The organism is Actinomyces sp. oral taxon 180 str. F0310 (assembly GCF_000185285.1).
Lineage (GTDB): Bacteria > Actinomycetota > Actinomycetes > Actinomycetales > Actinomycetaceae > Pauljensenia.
The window spans coordinates 1,579,040-1,604,808 of sequence record NZ_GL622194.1 but is presented as its reverse complement, the minus strand read 5'-3'; the positions used below and the strand labels follow the sequence as shown (position 1 = coordinate 1,604,808).

General features: G+C 63.2%; 23 protein-coding genes. 12 read left to right on the top strand and 11 right to left on the bottom strand.

Going from position 1 to position 25,769, the window contains the following annotated elements:
- Positions 1 to 667, bottom strand: a 667-nt coding sequence (locus HMPREF9006_RS10900) for a hypothetical protein (protein WP_232209852.1), incomplete at its 3' end; no start/stop codon positions are given.
- A gap of 177 nt (positions 668 to 844) precedes the next feature.
- Here HMPREF9006_RS10900 and HMPREF9006_RS06850 point away from each other — a divergent pair.
- The 4 genes from HMPREF9006_RS06850 to HMPREF9006_RS10735 all read left to right on the top strand — a co-directional run bounded on the left by HMPREF9006_RS06850 (position 845) and on the right by HMPREF9006_RS10735 (position 3,061).
- Complete coding sequence (locus tag HMPREF9006_RS06850) at positions 845 to 1,066, top strand: transposase (protein ID WP_009212852.1); 222 nt, start codon at positions 845 to 847, stop codon at positions 1,064 to 1,066.
- 306 nt (positions 1,067 to 1,372) lie between these two features.
- Positions 1,373 to 1,696, top strand: a complete 324-nt coding sequence (locus HMPREF9006_RS10375) for a DDE-type integrase/transposase/recombinase (protein ID WP_083806952.1) — start codon at positions 1,373 to 1,375, stop codon at positions 1,694 to 1,696.
- 868 nt (positions 1,697 to 2,564) lie between these two features.
- The gene (locus HMPREF9006_RS10895; protein WP_232209851.1) at positions 2,565 to 2,765 is read left to right on the top strand and encodes a transposase; all 201 of its coding nucleotides are present in this window, start codon (positions 2,565 to 2,567) and stop codon (positions 2,763 to 2,765) included.
- Positions 2,762 to 3,061: a hypothetical protein gene (locus HMPREF9006_RS10735; protein ID WP_198002562.1), complete on the top strand. Its 300-nt coding sequence runs from the start codon at positions 2,762 to 2,764 to the stop codon at positions 3,059 to 3,061. Before HMPREF9006_RS10895 ends, HMPREF9006_RS10735 begins: the two co-directional genes overlap by 4 nt.
- A 346-nt stretch (positions 3,062 to 3,407) precedes the next feature.
- Here the strand turns inward: HMPREF9006_RS10735 and HMPREF9006_RS10890 are convergent, their stop codons facing one another.
- Together HMPREF9006_RS10890 and HMPREF9006_RS10885 are read right to left on the bottom strand one after the other, a co-directional pair.
- The gene (locus tag HMPREF9006_RS10890) at positions 3,408 to 4,394 is read right to left on the bottom strand and encodes a hypothetical protein (protein WP_232209850.1); all 987 of its coding nucleotides are present in this window, start codon (positions 4,392 to 4,394) and stop codon (positions 3,408 to 3,410) included.
- A 219-nt stretch (positions 4,395 to 4,613) separates the two neighbouring features.
- Positions 4,614 to 5,711, bottom strand: a complete 1,098-nt coding sequence (locus HMPREF9006_RS10885; protein ID WP_232209849.1) for a hypothetical protein — start codon at positions 5,709 to 5,711, stop codon at positions 4,614 to 4,616.
- 545 nt (positions 5,712 to 6,256) lie between these two features.
- Between HMPREF9006_RS10885 and HMPREF9006_RS06825 the strand changes: the two genes are divergently transcribed.
- The 3 genes from HMPREF9006_RS06825 (at position 6,257) to HMPREF9006_RS10365 (ending at position 8,659) form a co-directional block, all read left to right on the top strand.
- The gene (locus HMPREF9006_RS06825) at positions 6,257 to 6,994 is read left to right on the top strand and encodes a DUF6318 family protein (RefSeq protein ID WP_232209848.1); all 738 of its coding nucleotides are present in this window, start codon (positions 6,257 to 6,259) and stop codon (positions 6,992 to 6,994) included.
- A 61-nt stretch (positions 6,995 to 7,055) separates the two neighbouring features.
- Positions 7,056 to 7,946, top strand: a complete 891-nt coding sequence (locus HMPREF9006_RS10620) for a hypothetical protein (RefSeq protein ID WP_009212845.1) — start codon at positions 7,056 to 7,058, stop codon at positions 7,944 to 7,946.
- A 14-nt stretch (positions 7,947 to 7,960) separates the two neighbouring features.
- Positions 7,961 to 8,659 (top strand): DUF6318 family protein, encoded by a 699-nt coding sequence (locus tag HMPREF9006_RS10365; RefSeq protein ID WP_009212844.1) that lies wholly within the window; start codon positions 7,961 to 7,963, stop codon positions 8,657 to 8,659.
- Positions 8,660 to 8,970: 311 nt separating this feature from the next.
- Here the strand turns inward: HMPREF9006_RS10365 and HMPREF9006_RS06815 are convergent, their stop codons facing one another.
- The 6 genes from HMPREF9006_RS06815 to HMPREF9006_RS06790 all read right to left on the bottom strand — a co-directional run bounded on the left by HMPREF9006_RS06815 (position 8,971) and on the right by HMPREF9006_RS06790 (position 17,582).
- Positions 8,971 to 10,440 carry an RNA-binding domain-containing protein gene (locus tag HMPREF9006_RS06815; protein ID WP_009212843.1) on the bottom strand — a complete coding sequence of 490 codons (1,470 nt, stop codon included), beginning with the start codon at positions 10,438 to 10,440 and terminating at the stop codon, positions 8,971 to 8,973.
- A 357-nt stretch (positions 10,441 to 10,797) separates the two neighbouring features.
- Positions 10,798 to 11,718 carry an anchored repeat-type ABC transporter permease subunit gene (locus HMPREF9006_RS06810; RefSeq protein WP_009212842.1) on the bottom strand — a complete coding sequence of 307 codons (921 nt, stop codon included), beginning with the start codon at positions 11,716 to 11,718 and terminating at the stop codon, positions 10,798 to 10,800.
- Positions 11,715 to 12,434, bottom strand: coding sequence for an anchored repeat-type ABC transporter ATP-binding subunit (locus tag HMPREF9006_RS06805; RefSeq protein ID WP_009212841.1), 720 nt, complete (start codon positions 12,432 to 12,434; stop codon positions 11,715 to 11,717). Before HMPREF9006_RS06805 ends, HMPREF9006_RS06810 begins: the two co-directional genes overlap by 4 nt.
- Complete coding sequence (locus tag HMPREF9006_RS06800; protein WP_009212840.1) at positions 12,431 to 13,915, bottom strand: TIGR03773 family transporter-associated surface protein; 1,485 nt, start codon at positions 13,913 to 13,915, stop codon at positions 12,431 to 12,433. Before HMPREF9006_RS06800 ends, HMPREF9006_RS06805 begins: the two co-directional genes overlap by 4 nt.
- Positions 13,912 to 15,507, bottom strand: coding sequence for an anchored repeat ABC transporter, substrate-binding protein (locus HMPREF9006_RS06795; RefSeq protein WP_034232244.1), 1,596 nt, complete (start codon positions 15,505 to 15,507; stop codon positions 13,912 to 13,914). Before HMPREF9006_RS06795 ends, HMPREF9006_RS06800 begins: the two co-directional genes overlap by 4 nt.
- An 86-nt stretch (positions 15,508 to 15,593) precedes the next feature.
- The gene (locus HMPREF9006_RS06790; protein ID WP_009212838.1) at positions 15,594 to 17,582 is read right to left on the bottom strand and encodes a TIGR03773 family transporter-associated surface protein; all 1,989 of its coding nucleotides are present in this window, start codon (positions 17,580 to 17,582) and stop codon (positions 15,594 to 15,596) included.
- A gap of 778 nt (positions 17,583 to 18,360) precedes the next feature.
- Between HMPREF9006_RS06790 and HMPREF9006_RS06785 the strand changes: the two genes are divergently transcribed.
- From HMPREF9006_RS06785 to HMPREF9006_RS06775, 3 genes are all read left to right on the top strand, one after another.
- Positions 18,361 to 19,296 (top strand): hypothetical protein, encoded by a 936-nt coding sequence (locus HMPREF9006_RS06785; RefSeq protein WP_009212836.1) that lies wholly within the window; start codon positions 18,361 to 18,363, stop codon positions 19,294 to 19,296.
- Positions 19,260 to 19,811: a hypothetical protein gene (locus HMPREF9006_RS06780; RefSeq protein WP_009212835.1), complete on the top strand. Its 552-nt coding sequence runs from the start codon at positions 19,260 to 19,262 to the stop codon at positions 19,809 to 19,811. Before HMPREF9006_RS06785 ends, HMPREF9006_RS06780 begins: the two co-directional genes overlap by 37 nt.
- A gap of 434 nt (positions 19,812 to 20,245) precedes the next feature.
- On the top strand, positions 20,246 to 20,692 hold the full coding sequence (locus tag HMPREF9006_RS06775) for a DUF488 domain-containing protein (protein WP_009212834.1): 447 nt from the start codon (positions 20,246 to 20,248) through the stop codon (positions 20,690 to 20,692).
- On the opposite strand, the gene HMPREF9006_RS06770 is transcribed toward HMPREF9006_RS06775, so the two are convergent.
- Positions 20,657 to 21,646: a hypothetical protein gene (locus HMPREF9006_RS06770; protein ID WP_009212833.1), complete on the bottom strand. Its 990-nt coding sequence runs from the start codon at positions 21,644 to 21,646 to the stop codon at positions 20,657 to 20,659. The genes HMPREF9006_RS06775 and HMPREF9006_RS06770 overlap by 36 nt on opposite strands.
- Before the next feature lie 970 nt (positions 21,647 to 22,616).
- Here HMPREF9006_RS06770 and HMPREF9006_RS06765 point away from each other — a divergent pair.
- Both HMPREF9006_RS06765 and HMPREF9006_RS06760 read left to right on the top strand, forming a co-directional pair.
- The gene (locus HMPREF9006_RS06765; RefSeq protein WP_009212832.1) at positions 22,617 to 23,945 is read left to right on the top strand and encodes an aminotransferase-like domain-containing protein; all 1,329 of its coding nucleotides are present in this window, start codon (positions 22,617 to 22,619) and stop codon (positions 23,943 to 23,945) included.
- Between the two features lie 22 nt (positions 23,946 to 23,967).
- Positions 23,968 to 24,975: a D-alanine--D-alanine ligase family protein gene (locus tag HMPREF9006_RS06760; RefSeq protein ID WP_009212831.1), complete on the top strand. Its 1,008-nt coding sequence runs from the start codon at positions 23,968 to 23,970 to the stop codon at positions 24,973 to 24,975.
- Positions 24,976 to 25,074: 99 nt separating this feature from the next.
- Here the strand turns inward: HMPREF9006_RS06760 and HMPREF9006_RS06755 are convergent, their stop codons facing one another.
- On the bottom strand, positions 25,075 to 25,710 hold the full coding sequence (locus tag HMPREF9006_RS06755; protein WP_009212830.1) for an HAD-IA family hydrolase: 636 nt from the start codon (positions 25,708 to 25,710) through the stop codon (positions 25,075 to 25,077).
- Between the last annotated feature and the right edge of the window lie 59 nt (positions 25,711 to 25,769).

Below are 25,769 nucleotides of genomic sequence, written 5' to 3'. Positions count from 1 at the left end.
GGTATTGGGCCGTGTGACCCGGCGCATTGATTAGCACTGAAGTTGCCGAGATCCAAGCACCTAGAAGCCAGTCCCGGTCGCCAAGGTGGTCATCGCAATCAATAGCTGCTCGGATCGAATCCACTTCGATCGCTTGGCGCAAGCTCAAGTATCCTGCAGAAAAATATAGAGAAGCAAGTTCGTAATGATGACTGGTACTCGACACTGCGGCAGCACGTGCAGCGCGCCTATGGGGCGCGGAGTTGGCGACATGCTTTGCGTGCTGCATATACGCTAGCAACGAGCTACGACCGCCCGCAATGGCAGAACCTTCAGCGGCTAATTGGTCGGCGTATTTTGCCTCAAGTTCAGCGTAACGAGTTTTGAATACCGACTGCAATCTGGAAACCGTAGACACTGCATCTGCGGATCGCTGGAGCGCAGTGAATCGGGCGCGCGAAATAGAGGCTGTAAAACTGAGTGCATCGTTTGTCACTACCGATGTCGTGTCACGCAGACTCTCCGCGACACTCCCCATACCCGAGAACAGGTCAACTGCCCTGCCTTGGCTCGTGAGGCTCGCAATCGTGTCGCGGACAGGATCGGCCATATGGCGCTTCGTCCCCATGTACCGCACCACCACGCGATTGTTCTCCTCGTGCCAGGCAACCATCCTCGCGGTCACCACTCGCACAGTATAGCAGATCGGCTCATTTCACGCCTTGCCACGCCGTTTCACGATAGACTTTAGGCCTTGCGCATAGACCCTCTAGGTGTACTGATCGGGGAGGTTGATTGAAGGTTTGCGATCCGGGAGGGGACTGCTGCACGGTGAGGTGACATCTGATCTGGGTGGCCTGAAAGGATGTTCACTGTGTCTGCTCCGTGCCCTCAAGAGTTCCGAGAAGACGTCGTGCGTGTGGCGCACTCCCGTGAGGACGGGATCACTATCGCGCTGATCGCGAAGGACTTCGGGTTTCACGAGATGACGGCGCACAACTGGATCCGCAAAGCAGACACCGACAACGGCAACCGGCCAGGCCGTACCCGCGAGAAGCAACTGAGCTATGCGAGGCCCGCTGCCTAATCCGCCTGTTCAAACAGGAGAACAAGGTTCTGTGCCGCGCTGCCGTATACTTCTCCCAGGAGAACTTGCCGGGAAAGGCTCTACACACTTGCGAGTGAGTTAGCCGCTCACCGTATCCCTGTCGCGGTGTCTTTGCGGGTCTTGAAGCTCTCCCGGCAGCCCTATTACCTTTGCTGGAAGTAACAGGTCATCACAGGTGAGCTGGGCGAGGTCTCCCGGGCTAACGCCCTGTTCACCGCGTTTATGGTAGATTCCGAGTTTTGTCATCGGCTTCTTGCCGATGATGCCACAGCCGCGGGTAAGGTCATGATCACATGGACTGTGTCGCGGATCTGCCGGGATAGCCAGTGGTGGTCCGTTTTTGGGAGGAAGCGCGGTGAAAACGGTAAGCGCCCCGGCCTGCCCGTGCATGGTGATCTGCTTCAGCGGGACTTCACCGCTGTTGACGTGAACGAGGTGTGGCTCACCGACATTACCGAGCACGTCACCGATGAGGGCAAGCTCTACCTCTGCGCGATCAAGGACGCGTTCTCCGGTCGGATCGTAGGATATTCGATGGGCTCAGGGATGAAGGCCCGTCTGGCAGTAAACGCCCTGGAAAACGGGCTCTTTCGAGTTGAGTGTGGGTGACCGGGTGTTGGTCGGGGGTTGCGGGTATAGGTCGAGGTCCTTGATGATGAGCGGACTTCTACCCCCGCTGTCGTCAAGGACCTCGGGCGGTGTCTCGCCCTGCCTGGTGCTGCTCGGTGTCTCTTGATCGTTGTGATCGGTGTGATCTGCTGGTCGGCTTAGAGGGCTTCCATCTGATGAGTGCGGTTCGCTTCCCAGATGCTCTGGTGCTCGACATAGAGTCCTGTGATCGCTGTGCTGGCTGCCCGGGTTGTGGGGTGATTGCTCAAGGTCACGGGCGTGTGGTGGTGGAGGTGATCGACGCGTGCTGGGCCGGGGTCCCGGTGCGGATCCGGTGGTTTAAACGGCGCTGGATGTGCCGCGTAACCACCTGCCAGACAGTGACATTCCTGGAGCACAGCGAGAAGGTGTGCGCACCCCGGGCGCGTTTGGGTGTGCGGGCGATCCGCTGGGCGATCCGACAGTTGCGCTTCGAGGGAGCCACTATCTTGGGGCTGGCCCGACAGTTAGGAACCACGTGGAATACCGTGTGGTCCCATGTCAAGCCGTGTCTGCAAGCCGCATCTGATGATCCTGCCCGTTTCGCAGGCGTGCGGGTGTTGGGGGTCGATGAGAGGCGTGTGGAACCAACAGGACCGACGCCGCCGGGGCCCGCGTGAACTCACCGGCATCGTGGACCACTCGCGGGAAGGATCATCCCACGGCCCGCTTGATTGGGCCTTGTCCCAGGAAGGTCTGGCACCGTGTACAAGAATTGGCTGGCCGAGCGCGGTGAAGACTTCCGCGCGGGGGTGCGAATCGCGACGCTGGATCCCTTCCAGGGACAGCACGAACGCCATTGCTTGGCCTGCTCCAAGATACCACCAGCGTGCTGGATGCCTTTCATATCGTCAAGCTCGCTGGTGATGCCCTTGATGAGGTACGCTGTCGTGTCCAGCAAGAAACGCTGGGTCACCGCGGGCGCACAGGCGATCCCCTCTATCAGATCCGCAATCTCTTGCGCGCCTCGCGCCACAAGCTCACCCCACACCAAGCAGGAACGACTCCGCGCAGCCTTCACGGCAGATGAAGCACATATCAGTGTCGAAGTCGCCTACCACTGCGCCCAGCAAGTACGCGATATCTTCCACCAAGACACACCCACCGACGGTCAGCACCTGGCCGTACGAGTGGATCATCGACTGCTACCACGTGAAGACGGACAAGGCGTCGGGCATCGTCAACGACCCGAGTGACTTCCTGCACGAGCAGGGCTGCCCCGACGCGGTCGTGGATCTGATCAAGCGCCTGGTGACCGTCTCTATGCGCACGCGGGAGCTCCTGGCGACGCTGCCGCCCCTGGAGATTGCAGAGGTGCAGAGCTGAGTTTCCTGCTTCGCCCGAGCTTGTTCAGCGGGCGCGCTGCCCCTAACTATAAGAGGCCAACGGTCCGCGGGAGCGAAGCCCACGCGTCAGTAACTAAGTAGTGGCGGTGAGGTTTTCAGGCCTCACCGCCACTGTCGTATGTTGGGGGAATTCGGCGGTCGGTTTCGTACCACGGCCGTGCAGCATCCCCATCTATGGTCAGGCGGCAACGACTACTCATTGCGGATCATCCCTGCCATGTCCCGAGCAACAGAAATCGTCACTTCGCCAGAATCAACTCTCAGTTCCAATCCGGGATACGCCGTCCAATCTGGTCATTCAGCGGACCACCCATGCCGCATGTGACTCAGATAAGTCCACTGTCGCGGAGTATGCGAATCTCTCGAATAGTTTCCCTGACTTCAGATTCGTAGCCATTCGACGCGCCGATGTAGAACGCTCGTAGTCCTTTGCGCCGCAACAGCTGCGTGACGAGAACTGCCGTAATGCCTGCCTGTGAGAAGACGAAGCAGACAGGCTCGTTGCCATATTCCGAAGTCTTTGAAAGGAAAGAGTCGACGAGCTTACCGGCCACTTCTTCGTAGCCATCAGCCTTGCATTGTTTTGCCTCGGACGTCTTCAAAGCCACTTCTCCATCGGTCGTGACATCATGATCAAGAAGCATCTGTACACCATCTGCTTTCCCCATAAAAGGGACTTGATAACGCTTCCGGATGGTCGCATCAACGAAGATGTAGTCGTTCTCTTTCTCAACGCAGTATGGGATCGAATCGAGTGGAACCTGTACTACATCGAAGCGAGAGGCTTCGGTCATAATTCTGAATTCGTCGCGTGAACGACTCAAAGCCATGACAACCTGCAACAGTGACATTACCAAAATTCCAGCAACACACCACCAAAGCATGTATTTTGAAGCATCAATAAATTCCTGTTGCGCGGCCGTAGCTTCAGTAATTTTTGACAATGCCGCAATACATACCAGTGCAACAAATAGGAAGAAGAATACTACAAGAATTCTAACTTCATCCCTAGTGCTCCTACTGAATCTACTCGCTCGTTTTTCGAGGCTGTAAGAGCGAACAAGATCTCTCGCTATCTCACTCATTAGCTGTTGCTTCACGGAATTTGATATTTCATTCCTCGAGCTAAGAGCACCGCATTTCTGGAATATGCTCACATACTTCAGTCCTTTCACCTTACGGCGACGACCAAACCACAATCCAAATTCAGAACCATTCTTGAATTTTGCATATAATTCACTTCCCACCTTCAACAGCGTACCGAGCGCTACGAGAGCACCAACGCCTTTCGCGACATAATCAATCCACTCCACAACTACTCCTTCGTTAGTCGGGTCATGTCCACATCGACAGCCTCATAGGAAGTATATCACCGGCCATAACTCCACTTACACAGGTGTCAATCCGTGAACGCCCCGTAGCAAGCTGTTTAATAGCCAAGTGTTTAACACTTCAACCGATCAACTTACCGGCGCTAACACACCCGATACGCACCGACCCTGATGAGAAGCACATCAGGTTCTCCGGGTATCTCAGCTCTTCTCGAATCCAACCTGCCAAAACCCCATATCCAGCAGCTTCATCCGCGGATACACCAGGCCATCGCCTTCGAAGCCTCGCCGCGCTTCCTCCAAGCGGTCGTTGTGCTCCTCGTAGAAGTCGACGAGCCTGAGGACGGACGTCATGCTGTATTCCCGCGTCGTCACCTTGTATGTCGCAACGCCATCCTGAAAGAATCTGTCGTACGCGGGCACGCATGCAAGCAGCAGAACACCCAGGATGTAGTGCCAGCCCGGAACAGGAAGATGATCGATAAGCCAGCCACTTACGCTGCCCGCAGGGCGGGCGGCGACTCGCCGCTCACAGAACTCCCGAATCATCATCCCAAAAGCAAAGAAGCAGAGCACGGCCGTCACGAGCATCACCATGAACACCACTGAGACATAAGGGAAGGCGCGTTCAGCACCGAGTAGATCGAAAGCCTCGGCAAACGGCACCAGCTTGTCGCCTCCGGTAGCTTCAGACAGCATTCGACTGAGATCCGGGATCGACAGGCCGGACTTTCCCGTGGACAGGACGAAACACGACCAGTAGGTCACGTAGGTGGACGTAAGCGCCAGAAAGCTCGCGACGATGGAGGAGCGAAGAGGCTTCGACACTCGCCTACTCCGCAAGGAGAGGCCTGCAGTTAGCAATGACATCGTCATCAAGAAGACGGAAGTGATCACGAGGAGACCCACCAGAATCTCGTAGTACCTCATGAGGAAGATCGCGATGACAACAAAGGCAGCGAAGCCGAGCCCAATCATTAGCCAGATATCTCCATCACTCTCCCCCTGTCCTCTCCCACTATTGCCCGAGACATTGACATGCACGGAGTTGTCGTCACCAATATGCGTATAGTTTCGATCGCCGGCAACCATGGCGACATCACCATTCGCTGCCAACACCTGTTGGGTCACGGCGCCTCCTCCTGATGTAGTAGGTTCCGGGGCCATCGAGCCATCCGGGACCAGTCTCGCAAGAATGATCCCGGAAACAACGCCCGACACAACGCCAATCACAAGTTCAACAATCCAAGACACGGTCTTTCCTTTCGTATAGGTCGTTGTCACCATCGACAGCCCCACGCTGTCAAGCAGAGAGTAAGGTGGCCCATCTACATCTGCGCACGCGCGTCAAACCAATTTCCTTGTACTCGCTGTTCAGCGGGGAGGCAGCCGCGATCAGGGCGAGGACCTCCACCTCGATGCACGTACGTGCAGATGTGTTGCGAATAGTTGCATGACGGTTACAGTGTATTCTTATTGTTTCGTGTCGGTTCTTGGCGTATGGTGGTGTGTAAGGGCGCGGTCCCTGTGGTGGGGGCGCGTTGGAGGAGACCTCAGTGTGGAGGGCACACGCCATGGAGATACCACCCCTGTCCGAGCGACCCGTGAGCCAGGAGGAGGAAGAGGCCTTCCTGCGCTCGATTCAACCCCGACGAGGCCTCTTCGGTCGGCGTTTCATCGGCCCGAGGAGATGGCGCCCGGGCTGGGCCTGGGTCCCGCGCGTGCGCGGCGGTGGGCGCGGCGGTGGGCGCGGCAGTGGGGCAAGCCAGTCCGGTGAGGGCGGCGCCACCGTCGACAGCGGCAGTCAGAGTGGGGGTGCCTCCTTCGACAGCGGCAGTCAGGGCGTGGCCTGGTTGCGTGCTGATCCGGTGGATTGGGGTATCCGCATCGCCGTCGTCTTGTTGATCGTGGCGGGCTGCTACGCCGTCTACATCAACGGTGTCGCCGAGGGCTGGTGGCGCGCCTGGGGCGAAAACCCCACCACTATTCCCACGCGGTCTGCCATGTCGGGCCGGGCCCCCACACCCACGCCGACGCCGAGCACGTCGGGTGAGGCGGCGATGTCGGGCGGTTACCAGGTCGGCCCCGACGGCGTCCTGGTACGGCCCGCCGAACACGCCGCCTCCACCTACCCCCTGCCCGAACTCCCCCAAGCCGCCACACAAAACAGTGAGCGAGGAGCAGAAGCCGCAGCCGAACACCTTTTGGCACTTGAAATCTACGCATGGAACACAGGGGACACCGAGCCTTTTGCGAACATGACGGAACCTGGCGACAGCTTCCGCGATTCATACATCAGCGCCATCAATGAGCTATACGCGAACGGCTGGGCGTATGGGAATGAGTCGAGGGTTGTGCACGTGTTGCGGCTGGAGCCTGTCCCCGCTGGCGAGGGGAACGTGCAGCCGAACACTGTTGGAGTCAAGCTTCAGATTGTTTCCAGCGATGGGGTCACCTGTCGGGGACAGAAGATCACCGTCAAAGAAGAAGAGTACACATCGACCCTGTCCCTGTTCATGACATGGAAAGACGGTCGATGGATCGAAACACAAGGACGCGTGATCAGCGAACATGAGCAATAGGAGTTCTTACAGCGTTTTCTCAACTGCCGTATTGTCTGCTCTGCTTGCATGCTCTACATCGGTGGCCTTTGCGGACAATGGCAATTCTGGTCCTGGTGAATCATGCTCATTCGGTGCTGGCGATCGTCAGGGCATGTGCGCTTCGGCTTCCAACAAGGGAATTAACGCTGGCATATGGTCCTACGAGAACTCGTCGAATCCTGGGCTTCCTGCGTCGGGTCCGATCACGACTGCGGGTGATGATACGACGCGTCAGTCGAATGAGGCGGCTCCTGCGAGTGAGGCTGGTGCGTATTTTGATTTTGCTCATTGCGCACTAGAGTCGAATCCGTTTGGGGATGACCCTTTCACGCACGGGAGCTGGGTGTGCGCCTACCCTCCGCCTGAGCCGGGTCAGGACTCACCCCAGGACAGGCCACCCACCACGCGTGAACTCCTCCTGGCAGCAGCCACCCTCATCCACCCCGACGGCGCGGGGCTGCGTAAGCGGCCCGAGGGGGTGTCCTACACGAACCGGCGCATCCCCACCCTGGTCAACGTCACCCACCCCACCCAAACCCACACCGTCATCCTGCTGGGAAGAGAGGTCACCGTGACCCTCACAGCCCAGGAATACACGTGGGATTGGGGAGATGACACCCCGGGCACGGTCACCTCCTCACCAGGAGCGCCGTGGGTGACGGGCATGGACCCCAATACCGACCCGGCCCTGATACGCCACTACTACACCGCACCAGAGGGGTGGAAGTCCTTCCTCGACGGCCCCTACCCCAGGGCCACACGCACCATCACCCTGACCACCACATGGGCAGGCACAGCCACCAACCCCTTCACCGGAGAAACCCAAACCATCAACGGCCTGGTCACCACCACCGAAACAACCGACCCCTTCCGCCTCGACCACCTCATCATCAACAACACCGACACCGCAGAAGAAAAACAAGGCCACTAAGCGAGTGATGCACCATGACCACCAAACCCTCCACCATCGGCCAGTGGGTCGGCGCCGCCATTGCCACTGTTGTCATCATCGGCGCATCATTCCTGGGGTTTCACGCGTTCAACGCTCGAGCCCAAACAAACGCTGAACTGCAGTCAGGGACGCAGTCTCCCCAGTCTGACAGCACCGTACAATCTGGCTCCCAATCGGGAGACACCCCTCAATCCGCAGAACCAACACCGGCCGAAATTACGAAGCCCACTCCCCCGACACACCTCTATGCGGGTGGACAAATTGGTGCCCAAGCGACATCACAGTGGTATATCGACCTTTGGGCATATGCATTCAATACCGGAGACACAGAAGATTTCATGAAGGTATGCCAGAACGACGATTACTGCACCAGAGTGAATAACGACGTGCAGGCACTTCATGCAGATCGAATTGTCACACGACCGATAACATTCAAGTACCTTATGACGAAAAAGATATGGGACTGCACGTCTACGCCAGATCACATTAGCGGAACGTGCATTACATTCAACTACTCCGAGCTGAGTGGAACCGCTATTCGCAAAGACAATGACGCAACTAAACCTGACTACTCCACCATCTCCTTTTCTTCGAAGAGCGATGAAGCTGTCGACCATTACGAAGGCACCATGCTGCTTGTAGCTGAGGGAGATACATGGGTCGTCAAACACTTCTGGACGCATAAGGAATAGAACGCCGACAGAAGCGGGGGTCTCCCTCGAAGATTCTCTCCGACAGCGATAGTTCCAATGACCCGCTTTGCCCTCGGCAAGGATGCCCACGAGGCATCACGCAGCGCTCACACACGACCAGGTTCAACACACCGTGACCCCACCCCACGGTGGTGGGCTGGGGCCTCGGCATCGATGTTTCACGCGAAGCGTTTCCCATCGCCAGGCCATACCGTCGATGAGATGACCATCCGCCAGAGGAAAACTCCCCCACATCATCTCCGCAACTGTCCCGGTCGCCCGTAGGCTACCGGGACAGCGCTACGTAATGATCAGCGTTTCCCTGCGAGCTCGTAACGCACCCAGCGACGCTGACCCGTGGACGTCACCAGGCCTCGCGACACAAGATCGCGCAGATCCGAGCGCGCCTCCTCGGCCGTGACCCCGAAGTGGTCCCGATACTCGCTGTTGTTCCACGTGTGGCCGTGACGCATCTCGACGAGCGCCTCCTTCTGGCGCCGATTCAGGCCAGCCGTCGCCTCGCGGCTAAGCCCGCCGAGCCACGCCAGGTCCCCGTCGGGGATTAGCGCCGAGTTCGGGAAACGGACCGTGAACGACACGCCGTTGTCGTAGAAACGCGGCTCCGCCATTCCCGCCTCGCGCAGGGACCGGCGAACCTCCCTGATCCCGGTGCCCATCGCCTCGATCACGCGCCCGCTGCGACCATGAACGTTCCGGCAGATTCCATAGAGCCGCTCATTCACCGCGGGATGATCGCCAGAACCGAGCCGATCAACCGTGATTCCCCACAGGCCACCGGGGTTCGTCAGGCGAAAGCCGTCTCGGGTGATCCTCAGATCAATGCCTTTTCCACGCGAGGCCTCGGAAAGATCACGGTGAACCAGCGCATTCGCTATGACCTCGCGGGCGGCCAGCAGCGGCACCGCATACTCCGTCAGGCCATCTCCGTCACAAGTGACGAGCTGGCGCGACTCCACGTTCCACCTTACCCACTCCAAGACGTCGTCCAGTATGAGCGGCAACGCACCCGTGAAATCACGCCGATTCACCGCCCTCACGTCGCCGCTCCCCTCGACCGCGGCTGTGAGCGTCAGATGAGGAAGAAGCCTCTGCGGATACTCGCCCAGCGCATACAGGCCGGCGACCGACAACTCCCCGCTTTGGCGGTCCGCAACGACACCCGTGTTGTAGAGGACTTCCTCGTCGCTATAGTCGACGAGGCGTGGCGTCGTTTCGCGAGCGGATGCCAAGTACTGGGACACCAGGGTTTGGTCAAGATCGAGTAGCGAGCTACCGCGTACCGGCTCCGCATCAGCAATCGGTCGACGATGGCGCAGCAGGAGCATCTGCTCCTCCGATGCCGCCATCTCATAGTCCCCGTCGTACTGGCGCAGATACGCCTTTTTGTTCTTCAGCCAACGCACGGGCTTCTCGTTGATGTCAGCGCCCTCAACGTTGATGACCCCGATCGCTTTGCCATCCAGATCGAAGGCATGCACATCTACCCTGATCGGCGGTCTGAAACCGTTCCGTGCCTGATTCGCCGCTCTCTTCAACAGGTCGTCAACGTCGTCGACGCCGACGACGTTGATACCATCCCGCTCCGACACGCCCAGCAGGATCACGCCTCCGCCTGGCTTGTTTGCAAACGCGCTCAGCGTCGGACCCAGCTGCTCCGGCGAGTACTCCGAAAAGGTCTTTGCCTCGATCGAAGTGGTATCACCACCACGCAGCTCAAGCACAGCCAGGGCACCCAGCAGGTCATCGAACTCATTGATCATAGGCTCGATTCTATCTCATAGACTTGCCTATTTATCTCATAGACCCCCACTTCTATGTCATAGAAGCCCGTTTCTATCTCATAGAATCCTTCATAACCCCCATAGAGGTTCATAGAAGAGAGGAGTCGTGTCATAGAGAGACTTTAAGAGCACGAGGCCAGAGCTGGAGCATGAGGTCGGAACCAAAGCACACGTCACGGAGTAACGCCAGGTCCCACAACATCCACACAGATGTTTCACGTGAAACATTCACCGGTCGCCCACACAGCTACACCCAGAAAGCCGCGAAGCAGAACGGGGCACCACCCCTCGGCAGCACCCCACTCACTCACAAACAGCCTGCAAGCCCGACCATGATCACCCCCGCCTCTCCCGGAGGGTCCGCGCGAGGAGGCCGTGCCTCGGCGCGAAGACCCACGCGAGCACGAAGCACGCGGTCAGCACCAGGACGATCGTGGCTCCCGTGGGCACGTCCAGCGCCCACGACAGGTACAGGCCCACCAGGCCCCCCGCCGCACCCAGGGTGGGCGAGAGGATCATCATGGTGGCCAGCCGGTCGCACAGCAGCCGCGCGGTGGCCGCGGGGGTGACCAGCAGCGCGAGGACCAGCACGTTGCCGATCGTCTGCACCGAAATCACGACCGCCAGGGCGACGGCGACATACAGGGACAGATCAGCGGCAAGCACGTGCACGCCCGCCGCCCGGGCGCTCTCGCGGTCCAGGGTCACCGCGACGATGGGCCGGTGCGCCAGGAAGAGCATGAGCAACACGAACAACGCGCCGACCAGCACCACGGGCACATCCGACGCTGGAATACCCGTAATCGACCCGAAGAGGAAGTCCTGCAGGCTCCCCGCGTACCCGGGGGCACGCGCGATGATCGCGACGCCGAGCGCGAAGGCACCCACGAAGAGCACGCCGATCACCGAGTCCTCCTTGAGCCTCCGGTTTTGGGCGAGCAGTGCCACTAACACGGCGGTCACAACGCCCGCGAGCGCCCCGCCGAGCACCAGGGACCCGCCGCACACGAAGGCGATCGCCAGGCCCGGGAACACGGAGTGCGCGACGGCGTCGCCGATGAAGGCCATGCCTCGCAGGACGACGTGCACGCCGACGCTGCCGCACACGAGGGCGGCGACAACGGCGATGAGGAGGGCGCGCGGCAGGAACGCGAGCGCCGGGTTCATCAGGTCGCGAAGGAAGTCCAGGGGGCTCAGGAAGTCGGTGGCCGGGGCGAGAGCCAGGCCGCGGCCCACGGCGTGGATGACCGGGTTCATGCGCGCACTCCTAGGGCGTCGAGGATCGGGTTGTCGGGGCGCACGTCGAAGGCGCGGATCCACGGGTCGGCGTCGGCCAGGTCCTCGGGCGTGCCCGAGGCGACGATGGTGCGGCGCAGCAGGTACAGGCGGTCGCAGCCGGCGCGCGCGCCGATCAGGTCGTGGGTGGTCATGAGCAGGGCCCGGCCACCGTCCGCGAGCGCGCGGAACAGGTCCATGAGCATCTCCTGCGTCGGCATGTCCAGGCCGGTGAAGGGCTCGTCGAGGAGCAGCACGGCGGGCCGGATCGCGAGGGCCCGGGCGACGAGGACGCGCTGGCGCTGCCCGCCGGAGAGCTCGCCGATGGGTCGCTTCGCGAGGTCGCGCATGCCGACGAGGCCCAGGGCCTCCTCGACCGCCCGGAAGTGCGGGGTCCGCGCGCGCCCGAGCAGCCCGCGCCGCACGGTGATGGCCTGCAGGACGGCGTCGCGCACGCTGATCGGGAAGTCCCACGCGAACTCGTGGCGCTGGGGCACGTATCCGATCGCACCGTCGGTCTCGACGCTGCCAGTCGAGGGGATCAGCCCCAGGATCGAGCGAATCAGGGTGGTCTTGCCCGCGCCGTTGGGTCCGATGAGGCCGACGAGCTCCCCGGCGCCGACCTCCAGGTCGACGCCCTCGAGGACGCTACGCCCGCCGAGAGACGCGCCCAGACCGGCGACGCGCAGCTGGCTCACTGCTCCCCTCCCCCGTTGCCGAGTCCGGAGCCCTCACCGCTCTCGCCCGCGCTCTCACCCTCGCCGGGCGCGTCGGCAGGCCCGCCCGAGATTGGGGCTGAAGCCGAGGCCGGGGCCGACCCCGAGGCCGAGGCAGGCCCGGCCTCGCCCGAGTCCCCGCGCTCGGAGGCGGGCAGGGGCGCGAGGAGGGACGCGGAGTCGGCCTCGGCGATGGCGGCGGCCTGCTCGGCGCGGCTGCGGCGGGCGCGAGCAACGACGAGCGCGCCGATGACGAGCACTGAGAGGAGGGCGACGGCGACGATGACGAGGAACGCCCAGTCGGGCAGGCCTCCCTCGGATGCGCCAGAGGTGGCACCCTGGTCGCTGGAGCGCTGGGCGTTGGGAGCGCCGGAGGCGGAGCCCTGGGACGCGGACGCGGAGGGCGCATCGGAAACGGCGGGGGCGGCTTTGGCGAGGGCCTCGGACGCGGAGGCGGAGTCGCCGACGGCGAAGCGCAGGGTCGTGGTGGCGCTGACGGCCTCGCCGGAGGTGGTGGTGCCGGAGAAGGTGACGGTCGCGGTGTAGACGCCGGGGGCAGAGAACGCCCAGTTGGCGTGCACGTGGGTGCCGGAGTCGATCCACACGTCGCCGGGGGCCGCGCCGGAGTCGGCAAGCAGCAGGGGCTTGCCGAAGGTGCCGGACTGGAGGAAGAGCCAGGCGCGGCCGGGCCCGGAGACGGGGCCCACCCGCATGGTGAGCCCGCGGTCGATGGTGGCGGTGACGGCGGGGTCCTGCGTGTTCCAGCCGAGCCACACGACGCCGGGGTTCTGGGTCTGGGGGATGACGTGCACGGGCTTGCCGACCACGTCGAACAGGAACGGGTAGTCGGCGGAGTCGGGCGCGGTCATGATGGCCGCATCGCTGACGCGCAGAACGGTCTGGTTGGGGTCGCGCCACACGGCGCCGCCCTCGGCGTCGTGGCGCAGGCCGGCCCGCCACTGCCCGTCGATGAGGCGCGGGCCGAGGTCGACGTGTCCGACGCTGATCTCGCTGGCTTCGCTGGACCATGCCTCGTGAGCGGCGACGCTCTGGGCCAGGTCGGGGTCGGTCGGGTCGGCAAGCACGGAGGGCGCCCCTACGATGACAAGGAGAGCCGACACGAGCAGCGCGAAAACCGGCACGCCGAGGCGGGGGAATAACGACATTTGAGTTTCGACACGCCAACGACACGCCGTACGGATGCTTCTAGTGTTGAAATTCCCCCCGTCGGCGGCGGGGCCTGGCCGGGCTTCGAGCTGGGACGCCGAATCGCTGCGACCCGTGGGCGTCGGCGGGGCCTGGCCGGGCTTCGAGATCGACCACTCCGAGCCGACAGGCTCGCGTGTGGCGATCTCGCGGGCGGGCTGACGCCCACGGGACGCCACGAAAGCGGGCGGGCGGGCCGCCGCCCCCGGGGCGAAGAGCCGGCGGCCGACAGAGGACATGGACGAGAAGAATTTCATGGCATCTCCTTGCCGCCCAGGCAGCGTGCCAGTGAGCGGGCGTTGTGTTGCATCATGTCGATGTAGGTGGGTGCTTGGTCGTCGAGGGTATCGCCGTAGAGCGGGCACACATCGACCCCGGCGTCCGCCGCGGCGGTGCGCAGGGTGGATCGGGTGCGCGCCAGGTTGGGTTCGAGGAACACGGCGGGGATGTGCGCGTCCGCGAGGGTGGCCTGGAGCTTGATCCGGTCCGCGACGGAGGGTTCGACGCTGGGGTTGGGGGCGACGAAACCGGCGACGGTGAGGCCGTAGGCGTTCGCCAGGTACCCGTAGGCGTCGTTCGTGGTGACGAGCTTGCGTGACTCCTCGGGGATGGTGGCGATCGTGGAGGCCACGTATGCGTCGAGCTCGTCGAGGCGCGCCAGGTAGGCGGCGGCGTTGGCGCGGTAGGTGGCCTCGCCGCCCGGGTCGACGCGGGTGAGGGAGTCGCGGATGACCTTCACGTAGGCCTGCGCGTTGTGGACGTCGTGCCACAGGTGGGGGTCGATGTCGCCGTGCACGTGCTTGCCGAGGACCGCCTGGGGCAGCATGTAGACGCTGGCGCCCGCGTCCCCGATGAAGCGGAATGAGGCCTGCCCGGGGATGGTGGTGAGGGCTCGGGTGGGCACCTCGATGATGGCGCGGTCGAGGTCGGTGCACTCCATGGTGGCGGCACCGATCGCGCCCGCCCCGGATGCTCCCTGGCAGGGTGCCGAGGCCTCGTCCCCGGAAAGGGCGCCCGCGTCGGAGGCGAGCTCGACGCGCTTGGTGGCCAGGTTGACGGTGACGTCTGCGTGTCCGCCGCGCAGGATGCGTCGCCCTTCGGCGGCGGCGATCTCCTCGGGCGGGGTTCCCACGGCGAACACGGCGGTTCCTTCCCCAACGGGGGTGGGGGGCGCGCCGGGCGTGGTGCGCAGGTTCGCGCGGAAGTGGACGCGGTAGACGCCGGGGGCTGTGAACGCCCAGCTCATGTGCTGGTGGGCGTCGGCGGGCAGGTGCGCGGTGTCGGCCTCGTATCCGCTCGCGGCGTCAAAGCCGTCGGAGGACGCGAAGGCGACCTCGGGCTGCCCGAAGGAGGTGGTGAGGTAGGCGGAGGCCGCCCCGGGTCCCTCAACGGCGGTGGTCGTCAGGTCGATCTGGGAGGCTCGGGTGGCGCCCAGGTCGGCGCCGTCGCCCCAGACGCGCATGCCGAGCCACGGGGTGTCGAGGGAGCGGTCTTCGACGAGGGGGAGGATGGTGGCGCCGTTCTTGGCGGCCTCCTCGGCCACGGAGACGGAGTCCGTGCCTGCGGGCAGGTTGGAGTCGAGGGCGCGGATGAGGGCGTGTTCCTCGAGCATGAGGTAGTTGGAGAAGGCGACGTCCGCGTAGGCGACGTCGCGGATGGTGCGCAGGGAGGGTTCCCACGAGTGCGGGTCTGCCCCGTTTGGCACCATCTGGGTGACGTGGGCGCGCTCACCTGCGACGCTTCGCACGAGGTCGGCGAGGATGCCGGTCGTGGCGACGACACGCAGCTGTCCGTCGTCGGCCGGCTGGGGTGCGGGCGCGCATCCTGCCAGGGCCGTCGCGAGCGCCAGCGTCGCGGCGGCGCAGCACCCACTCCCCCGCCACCCACGGGTGGGGCGGCGGGGGACGGTGGTGTGCGGGCCTCGTTGGTGGGAGGTCACGACTGTGCGCGCAGGTTGCGGCGGCGTCCGAGGGCGCCCACCCACACGCAGGCCGCGCCCGTGAGGGCCCACGTGAGCGAGACGACGGTCAGGGGGATGGTGTCGGCGCCCGTGGTGGCCAAGGACAGGTCGCAGTCCTTGCCCGAGGCGGTGCGGCCGACGACCTGGGAGACCATGGGTCGCCCGTTCGGTCCCAGCGCGCCGGTGGCGGTGAGTTCCCCACCGCTGCCGAAGCCGCTGCCGGCCAGCGCCTCGCCGTTGGGGGTGACGCGCATGGAGATCGTGAGGGTGTAGGTGCCGGGCGCGGTGAACACCCAGTTCTGGTGGGCGTGGGTGTTGGCGCCGAGCGTGTAGGCGCTGCCGGGGCCGTCGAAGACGTGCTCGCCGACGCCCGATCCGAGGGCTCCCGCGTTGAAGACGGCGACGCGGCCGGGGCCTTCGACGGCGTCGAGGGTGAATTGGACGCCGCCGGTGGTGCCACTAACGATCTCTTCGCGCTGGGAGTTCAGGCCCAACCAGGGCACGCCCGCGATCTGGGTGGAGGGGATGAGCCAGACGCTCGAGCCCGCGGAGGCGACGAAGCTGAGGTCGGCGGGCGCGGTGATGCGGGCGGCGTCACCCAGGGCGAAGGTCAGGGAGGTGGGGTCAACCCACTGGGCGGGCTGGGAGCGGTCGTCCTTGATGCGGGCGACGAGGGTTCCGTTCTCGATGGCGGGCCCCAGGTCGAAGTGTCCGTCGGTCGCGTTGCCGCTCGCGCCGTCGCCGACGCTCACGGTCAGCGTGGTGCGCGCGGTGTTGGCGGGTGCCTTGTTCGAGGCGAGGGTGGCCGCCTCTGCTTCGGTGGCCTCGCGGGTGACGCGGGTGGCGACGCAGCGGTCGGTGGCCCCCGCGCCCCCGCTCGTCTTGGCCGGTGCGGCGCCTCGACCGTTGGCGGTCCCGCCCGCTCCGCTTCCCGAGGTCGCGGTGGGGTTGGTGCCGTCGGCCTCCGGGGTGCTCGGCGTGGGGGTCGGGGGTTGCTGCTCGGCCTGGCCCGTGCCGCCCTGTTGCGCGTCGGGGGTGGAGGGGGCGGAGTTTCCGGGTGGCTCAGCGGTGGGGGGCTGGGAGCCTTGTGCGACGCACGAGGCTTCGTCGGCCACGTCGATGGTGTAGGTGCGTGCGGCGCTCTGGGCGGGTGCTCCGGTGGCGCCCTTGGGCCAGGCGGTGGCCTGGACGGTGAGGACGTAGCGTCCGGCGCGGGTGAAGAGCCAGTTGACGTGCTTGTGGGCGGGGTACGCCTGGTCGATGTCGTCGCCGGTAGGGGCGAGGTCGTAGCTGCCGTCGGCGGTGACCGCCTGGGCGGCCCCCGTCAGGCCGGAGGTGAAGGCGTAGATGCGGCCGTCGGCGGGTCCGGAGTAGGTGACGTGGAAGCGTGCCGCGTCGTAGCCTCCGGCCGTGATACCCAGGGTGTCCCACCCGGGCCACAGGACCGTGGCCTGGTTGTCGCCGGACTGTCCGAGCAGGTAGGCGGCGGTGGGCGCACCGGTCACCTGGCTGACGGATGCGGGGATCTGGGTGAGCGTGGATCCCTTGACGGCGAGGAGGGTCCTCTCGGGTTCGCGCAGCACTCCGGAGCCGGTGGCGTCCTCCTTGATGCGCAGGGTGAGGGCGCCGGACGCGTCGGAGGTCAGGTCGAAGATGTCGGCGTGGCCGTGGTCGAGGGTCGCGGTGGTCCCCTGGGGGGCCGTGCGCATGGCGTCGCACGAGGTGATGGAGCCGGAGAGCGCCTCGGACGAGGCCGGGGCGCCTTCCTCGGTCGAGGCGTCGGCTTCGGCGGTGGTGACGCTCGCGTCTGCGGCCGTCGCGTCGGTTGCGGCATCGGGGCCGGTTGTGGCCTCGTCGGCGGCCTGAGCGGCTGCGGGAACGAGGAACGACGTGGCCGCGAGGGCCATGGCGGCAAACGCCCGGGCCGCTCGGCGACCCGGGTTCCGCTGCTTCGTGGGGTTCATGGAACTGGTCCTCTAGGTGCGTAGCACAAGACTATTGAATGAGAATCGTTATCATTCTATGCCTGCTCGCCTTGTGCTGCAAAGTCCTAACCCCGCCGGGCTCACCGGGGGCGTCGGAGTAGCCGGGAGCGCGACGGCGGACGCCCTCGCCGATTCCTCGTGCGACGCATCTTACTGTCCGTACGGTTGATTACGACCCGGTCGGAAGAATAGGCTATAACCATCAAGCGCCTGACACAGCTGCCAAGCTCGTCGGGCGCTTTTCTTGTTTGGAACACGCAGGGTCGCGCCGACGCGATCCGCGGCGGCACACTCCACGTTCGAGATACGCCGGGCGATCCCCGGCCTCGTCAAACAGGGATACAACCCACGAATACGATCCCACGAGGAGGTCACTCATGTTCTCTACCATCGACGTCATGGTTGCCCAGGCCCACATCGACCAGCTCAACGAGCTCGCCGACGCCAAGCGTTCGCGCAAGGCCGATCGCCACTGAGCGATCCTCCGGCCGCGCCGGAGCAGCACACCGGTCCGCAGACCCCCACGGGGCTGCGGACTTTTCGTTTCTCTACCCGGCAGCCACTGGTCAGACGACTATGACTAACATAGCCAGACATCCGAAGCAGATGCTTGCTTCTCACGATGAAGTTACCGATCGTGGGAAAGTCCATTCCTAGATCAGCAGGATCTGCCGCAATCGTCACTTGACAACGGTCTGGTCCAATGAGCGTCAAAGCAGACTACTATGATGGTTCCTATCTAAATTAAGGAGGAATCATGGGACGTCGAGTCCTGACCGTCTACGAATTGAGTTTCCACGAGAAACACAAGCGCAATGCCGCCTCATTCGCACCGGCTGACCTGGACGGCGAGGACCTGCTCAAGATCTTCGAAACCTGGGTTAAGAATCTAACGACGGCTGAAACTCACAACGAGGGCCGACAGACCTGGGTGAGCGTGGACGACGTGTCCCTCTACGCACCGCGGGTGCTGCTGCTAGACCTGCGCGTCGGTGCCTATGGCGAGGCGGGCGAACTCGTCGACGTCGACACCGGCGAGCCAGTCGGGACCATCGCCGACAACCAGGCACCGACCGGTAGCAACCGCGCTCTCCTCTTCGTTCCGGAGACGGGCGAGCGAGCGTACTTCTTGTCGGAGGAATCTTCCCGCGGCCAGGCTGGCGGACGCATCCGAGAACTATTCCGCTCCTACTTCAGCCGCTACACCGACAAGGTGACCATGGTGATGACCGCGGTCACCGAGAGTGAGGTATGGGCCGAGGCGGCCGAGTTGACGGAGGTGGAGGTACGTATGGAGGGCAAGAGTGTCGACGTCGCGGATGGGCCCCACGTACAGGTTGGCAAGGTGTCCTACGTCGCTCGGCCGCAGCGCGGGAAGCGGTTCTCGAGGAGACTTCTCAAGGACCTCAAAGACGAGAAGACCCTCAAGCGCATCGTCTCAGTCGCGGACCTGCCGGAGGATCACAGGGTGTGGGTAACCATGGAGCACGACGGGCGTACCAAGAAGTTCGAACTGGGCACCGAGGGGGCTCCAGCCATCCGCGAGGTACTCAACGAGACCACCGAGCCCACGCTCGAGACCTCAGAGCTAGTGGTCAAGTGCACGGAGCGCGTGACCAACCTGTGCGAACGCCGTGGTGCAGCGTGGGAGGCATCGTGGAGCCGACCGACGAGGCCATCCCGAGGAGAGTGAAGACGGTGGGCAAGGCATCCCTGTGGAGAGTGCCAGCCGATCACTTCAGCACCCTCTACGACAACCGCACCGGCCGCCCCGACTGGCGGGGCATCGCGGCGCAGGCGCTCCTGCCGCTGATCGCAGGCACGGCAACGTGGAAGCTGGGCGCGAAGATCGCCGATGTCGGCGGCGCCGTCTCGGGCATTTCTATCGTCGCTGGTCTGCTGTTCACAATGGCGGTGTTTCTCTTCCAATTTCGGACTTCCCTGGACAACGACAAGCGTCTGGGCGAGGACGACTTCGCACTAGTCGACGAGTGCATGGCCAACACACTATGGGCCATTCTCTGGGGGGTGACGCTGGCTGTCTACCTCATCGTGTGCGATGCCGGGAAGTGGATCTGCAATGACTCGTGGGGACCCGCGCTCACCGGAATCGCGGTCGCTGGCATCGTCCACTTCCTGCTTGTGATCGGCATGTGCCTCAAGCGGCTCCGCCGGGCGTACGAGCGCATCGCAATGAAGTGCCCATGAGGAGGATGCGTTAACGGCATTACACTGACCATTGCTGTTGACACGATTTATCAACCTCCGAAATGCTCGCATCGATTAGGTGACATTACCGCATCGCCGAGACATGGATATAGTTCCGAGAGATCACCCCGGTTACCAAGGACAACAACGCTACCAGACTGGCCGACATACAGAGCAACCAAGCACGCGGAGAGTACTGACGAGGGCACATAAACCTATACTCAGAATCGGCAACTCAATACTTCTTCCTCATGTGGAGATGGGGAAAGCGACTCGGACCGGTTCAACTCCAATAGAAACCAGGCATACGCCCCGGTTAGAGCCACCATAGCGCCACAGCGTGAGTCTAGATCATGGCGGCTCAGCCCCAGCCTCACACTCCTTTCGAGCCCGCACGCCTCACGCTGCCGCTGATCCCGTTCTAGGATAGGGGCATGACACACGCGGTGACCGGCTGGGGATACGAAGGCCACACGATCAAGGACCTGCTTGACGAGTGCGAGCGCTTACACGCCGCCTACGTCGTCGATATCCGCCTCAACGCGATCTCGCGCAAGAAGGGCTTCTCCAAGACGGCCCTGTCCAACGCGCTGGCGGACGCGGGCGTGGAGTATGTACACCTGCGCGCACTAGGGAACCCAAAGGACAACCGCCCCGGTTTCGCCCATCCCGGCACACCCGAGGCCGAGCGCGCGCACAAGCGCTTCAACGAGGAAGTCCTCAACACGCCCGAGGCCGACCAGCAATTGGGAGAACTTGCTGAACTCACCCGGCAAGGGAATGTGATCATCCTATGCTTCGAGGAGACCCCCAAGTGCTGCCACCGCCACCTTGTAATCCAGCGGCTACAGGCTCGAGAAAAGACAGTTTTGTTCGTCTGAAACAGCCTCTATGGAGGGGTAGTAGAGGCCAAGGATCTGGAAGGCACTACGCTTCACCTTGTCGTGGAGGTTACCGACGAAAAACCGGAGGTCCTTGCCCAGCTTGGTGGGATTGGTCTCGAACTTATCGACCAGCAGTTCCTTGAGTCCCTCGATATCGAGAGCTTTATTGTTGTGCTGAAGGGCGGCAAACTCCCAGTCGATGAAACCGAGTCTATGGCCAGTGCACTCGGGTTCACCTGCACATTTAAAGCCGAACCACCCTGACAGGCGCGGTGGCTCGGCGAGTTTGACGAGTCCTTGATCCATTGAGGCACCACCCAGGTCCAGTTCCTGGCGTGTCAGGATCCTTCGACGCTTCTTCGCTTGTTTGTCCGTTTCTGGAGGAGTTTCTTTCATTATCAGTCTCACGCTTCCGCGCTGGGGACGCACAAGGCCCAGGGAAGGACCATTATCGTCATCGTCGATATTGCGGCGCAGCTGGCACAAGGATACTTCTCCAATCGGCTCCACATACCGAGCGCGCAGCTTCCAGCCATCCCTGCTGTCGAGCGTATCTTCAACGCGTATAGAGCTCGCGTCAATCTTGAGGCTCTCGAAACGGGGATCGCCATTCGAGAGGCGCACTTTCACTTTGATGAGCGTGTACTTCGCAAACTGGTTCCTCTGCGCCAGGTACCTAAAGGGTACAGGGTAGAGGCGAACCCAGCGCAAGGGATTCAGTGCGAGGCCCGCAACGCAAACGGTGTCGTTGTACTTGGCGGATAGCTGGGGCATGGTCTTCACCAAGACGAGAACCTGGATCTCCCGACCGACGCGATCCTTGACACGCGCCTCCCGTACTTCTTGCACCTCCCAGTCAATTGACCCAGCCTGTTCGGGGACAGCGCTCTGGTCGGCCCAGAAGTTATCGAGATCAAATCGACTGGCCTCGGTATCAGCATCGCGTGTCATGCACACACTCTACCGAATCGTCGCGTACAGCATGATACCCACGCCCCAAGACTTCCGAGCCCTTCTCCCCTTGGCAGGGCTACCTTGTGTTTCTTCACCAATTCTTCAAGAAACGCAGTCATACATCGATACTGGTCGCTTTGCGCGAGGTTCAACTGGCGCCCTGTGATGGGGTTGAAAACCACTTTCGTTGATGGCGCGCAGTCGTAGTAGAAGATCCGGTAGAGGCTTGCCTCTTCAGCACTCCCCTTGTTGAGGTGGCGTATGCAGTAGGAAAAAGCTCATCTGCACGCTCCGAGAAGCTGGCCACGTTACCGCTGCTCGATAGACGAAAAGCCAGTCATCGGCTTCTCCCTATCAGCGGAGGGTCAACGGCTGGCTTCGCCAACCTAACCGTATCACCGCTTCGTGGCCTAGTTCGTGTCTTAGAGCCGAAGCTCGCATTCGTGCCGGGAAGTTGACGGAGGCGGACCATCGTTCGAGTAAACGTGGCATCTGTTTGCATTCGGATGTTCAGAGAGATGTATACCGTCCATAGGGTGTCACTGCAGCACTAAGATAAGCGCCATGTACCGCTCGATCGGAGGCCTGCGCATGGTCTTCGGGTCTCGCGGCGTGGCTGCGATGCCTGAGGGTGGCGGCAGGGCCCGGCCGGGCTTCGAGACGACGCGCCGAGTGCAGCTCGCGGCACGGCCGGCGAGCGGGCGGACCGCCGCCTGCAGGCACATACAGCAGCCACACAACCGGAAGGCAGGCCACGTGGCGGCCGTATATCTGGTGAGACGCCCCGGCGGAGGCCACAGCATCCACACTCGAGGACACACAGCATCGACGCCACACCCGAACCACACAAATGTTTCACGTGAAACATCCGCCCGGCCACGCTCTGGCCCAACACCCCGCCGGGGGCAGAAAGTGGCACACTTGACCTATACGGATAACGCGACTTCACGCAGAGGATGGCACGCCCTTGACTCAACCTTCACCGCACGGAGGGACCCCGGCCTGGTCCGGGAGAACCCCCTCTCAGGGTAACCGGCTCGACCCCTGGTTCGACGTCTACGCAGACCGCGCCCACAACCTGCGCGCCTCCGAGATTCGAGCCCTCTTTTCCGTCGTCTCCCGACCGGAGGTCGTCTCCCTCGCCGGAGGCATGCCCAACCTGAAGGACCTTCCCCTCGACCGCCTGGCGGCATCGGCGGAGCGACTGATCCGCAACCACGGCGCCAAGGCCATGCAATACGGTAGCGGCCAGGGCTGGGAGGTCCTGCGCGAGCGCATCACCGAGGTCATGGGCTACGACGGAATCGTCGGCGCGGACCCCGACGACGTGGTGGTCACGACCGGCAGCCAGCAGGCCCTCGACCTCGTCACCGAGCTCTTCGTCAACCCGGGCGACGTCATCCTCGCCGAGGCCCCCTCCTACGTGGGAGCCCTCGGCGTCTTCCGCGCCCGGCAGGCAGACGTCGTCCACGTTCCCATGGATGACCACGGCATCATTCCCGAGGCTCTCGTCGACACCATTCGAGACGTGCGCGCCAGCGGCCGAACCATCAAGTTCATCTACATCATCCCGAACTACCACAACCCCGCCGGCGTCACCCTGTCCGCCGAGCGGCGCCCCATCATCGCCGACATCTGCCTGCGCGAACACGTGCTCATCGTCGAAGACAACCCCTACGGACTCCTCGGCTTCGACTCCGATCCCCTGCCGGCGATCGCCTCCTACAGCCCCGAGGGCGTCGTCTACCTGGGTTCCTTCTCCAAGATGTTCGCCCCGGGCTTTCGAATCGGCTGGGCCTACGCGCCCCACGCCATCCGAGCCAAGCTCGTCCTCGCACTCGAGTCCGCTATCCTGTGCCCGTCGATGGTCGGCCAGATGGCGATCGCCGACTACCTGAGCGACTACGACTGGTACGGCCAGGTCAAGTCCTTCCGGTCGATGTACGCGCAGCGGTGCCGGGCGATGCTCACCTCGCTCGAGGAGTTCATGCCCTCGTGCACGTGGACGGTGCCCGACGGAGGCTTCTACACATGGGTGACCCTCCCCGACGGCCTCGACGCGAAGGCCATGCTGCCGCGCGCCGTGAGGGCACAGGTCGCCTACGTGTCCGGCACAGCCTTCTTCTACGACGGCCAGGGCTCGAACCACCTGCGCCTCTCGTTCTGCTACCCCACTCCCGACGAGATTCGCGAGGGAGTCCGGCGCCTGTCCACCGTCGTCAACGCCGAGAAGGACATCGTTGACATGTTCGGTACCGCCTCGATCGACGAGGCCGACAGCCCTTCGGCCCGCTAGGTTACGTTAGGAGAAACCCACCATGGCAACGAAAGTTCTCATCATCGCCGGCGGACTTACTCACGAGCGCGACGTGTCCGTGCGCTCGGGTCGCCGCGTCGCCAACATCCTCGCGCAGTTCGGCTACGAGGTCATGCGATCCGACGTCGACGCCTCCCTCACCGAGTCGATCCAGACCTTCGAACCCGACGTCGTCTGGCCGCTGGTCCACGGCTCCATCGGCGAGGACGGATCCCTGCAGTCCTTCCTCGAGTCCGTGGGAGTGCCCTTCGTCGGATCGTCGTCGGTACAGGCGATGCTGGCCTCCAACAAGCCCATCGCCAAGGCCTTGCTCGGCTCCGCCGGCGTCGCCACGCCCGGCTGGGTAACGCTCCCCCAGGCGATCTTCCGTCAGCTCGGCGCCTCCAACGTCCTGGCCGCCCTCGAAGGCTCGGTGTCCTTCCCCGTCGTCATCAAGCCCACCGACGGCGGCTCGGCACTGGGCATCTCCACCGCGCACAACGCGGATCAGCTGCGCCGAGCCATGGTCGACGCCTTCGCCTACGGCCAGCGACTCATGGTCGAGCAGCGCATCGACGGTCGGGACGTGGCCGTGTCCGTCGTCGACCTGTGGGATGGACCCGTGGCCCTTCCGCCGGTGGAGATCTCCACGGACGGAGGTCGATACGACTACGACGCGCGCTACACGACCGACGAAACCGAATACTTTGTGCCCGCACGCTTCTCCGATGAGATTCTCGCCGACCTCCAGGCGGCCGCCGTCGAGGCGCACACGACCCTCGGCCTGCGTGACCTGTCCCGCATCGACTTCGTCGTCGACGACGCGGGTACGTGCTGGTTCATTGACGCCAACGTCACGCCGGGAATGACGGACACGTCGCTCCTCCCCCAGGCGGCCGATGCTTTCGACGATTCCTCTTTCGCACAGCTATGCGCCGACATCATCGATTTCGTCGCCGAGGGCCGCACCAGTCAGCTCGATGCGCTCACCGCCGAGGAACCCACCGCAGAGCCTCAGGCAACCGAGTAGCCCAGCATCAACAGGTGGCCCGCGGGAGGTTTACCTCCCGCGGGCCACCTGTTTCACGTGAAACATCGCCGTCGGCGCGCGCTCGCCGAGCGACCAGACTTAGGATGCCGCGAGGAAGCCGAGCTCCACGAGGCGTGCTCGCGCATTGTCCACGCCCTTCCAGATGACACCGCGAACACCCAGAAGCTCCGCCGCGCGCACGTTTTCACGCCTGTCGTCGACAAAGGCCACGTCTTCGTGGGGCGTGTTCAGCCGCTGCAGCACATCACGGTAGATCCCCCGTGACGGCTTGCACACGCCGTAGTCGCACGAAAACGCAAAGAAGTCAAAGAGCTTCGCCCACTCGGAGCGCTTGATCGCCTTGGCGACCGGGTACGGCGCGTTCGACAGAATTCCCACGCGGACGCCCTGCTCCCGTAGCCGACGCACTAACGCGAGGGCGTCATCATTAGCGCTTGCCATGCGTGAAGTATCGAGTGCAACCAGACTGCTGAGAAGATCCGCACTGGGCTCAGGCTGCCCACAGTCACCCGCGATCCGATCCCAGAACACGCGGTCCGGTAAGCCGGCATCATAGTCGCCGCGATGTGCCCACATCGCCTGATCGACGAGTGTTGTCAGGCCGCGCGAGCCATCGCCAAACATCTCTGCAATCACGTGCGGATCGGGGTGGGCGTCGACGAGAACGCCACCGACATCGAAAAGCACGGTGCGCGAACTGCCTTGGGCGTTCATGCCTTTCGCTCCTTCTGGTACTGCAAGGATCCAGCGGCGGACCCTATCAATGTAGTGTA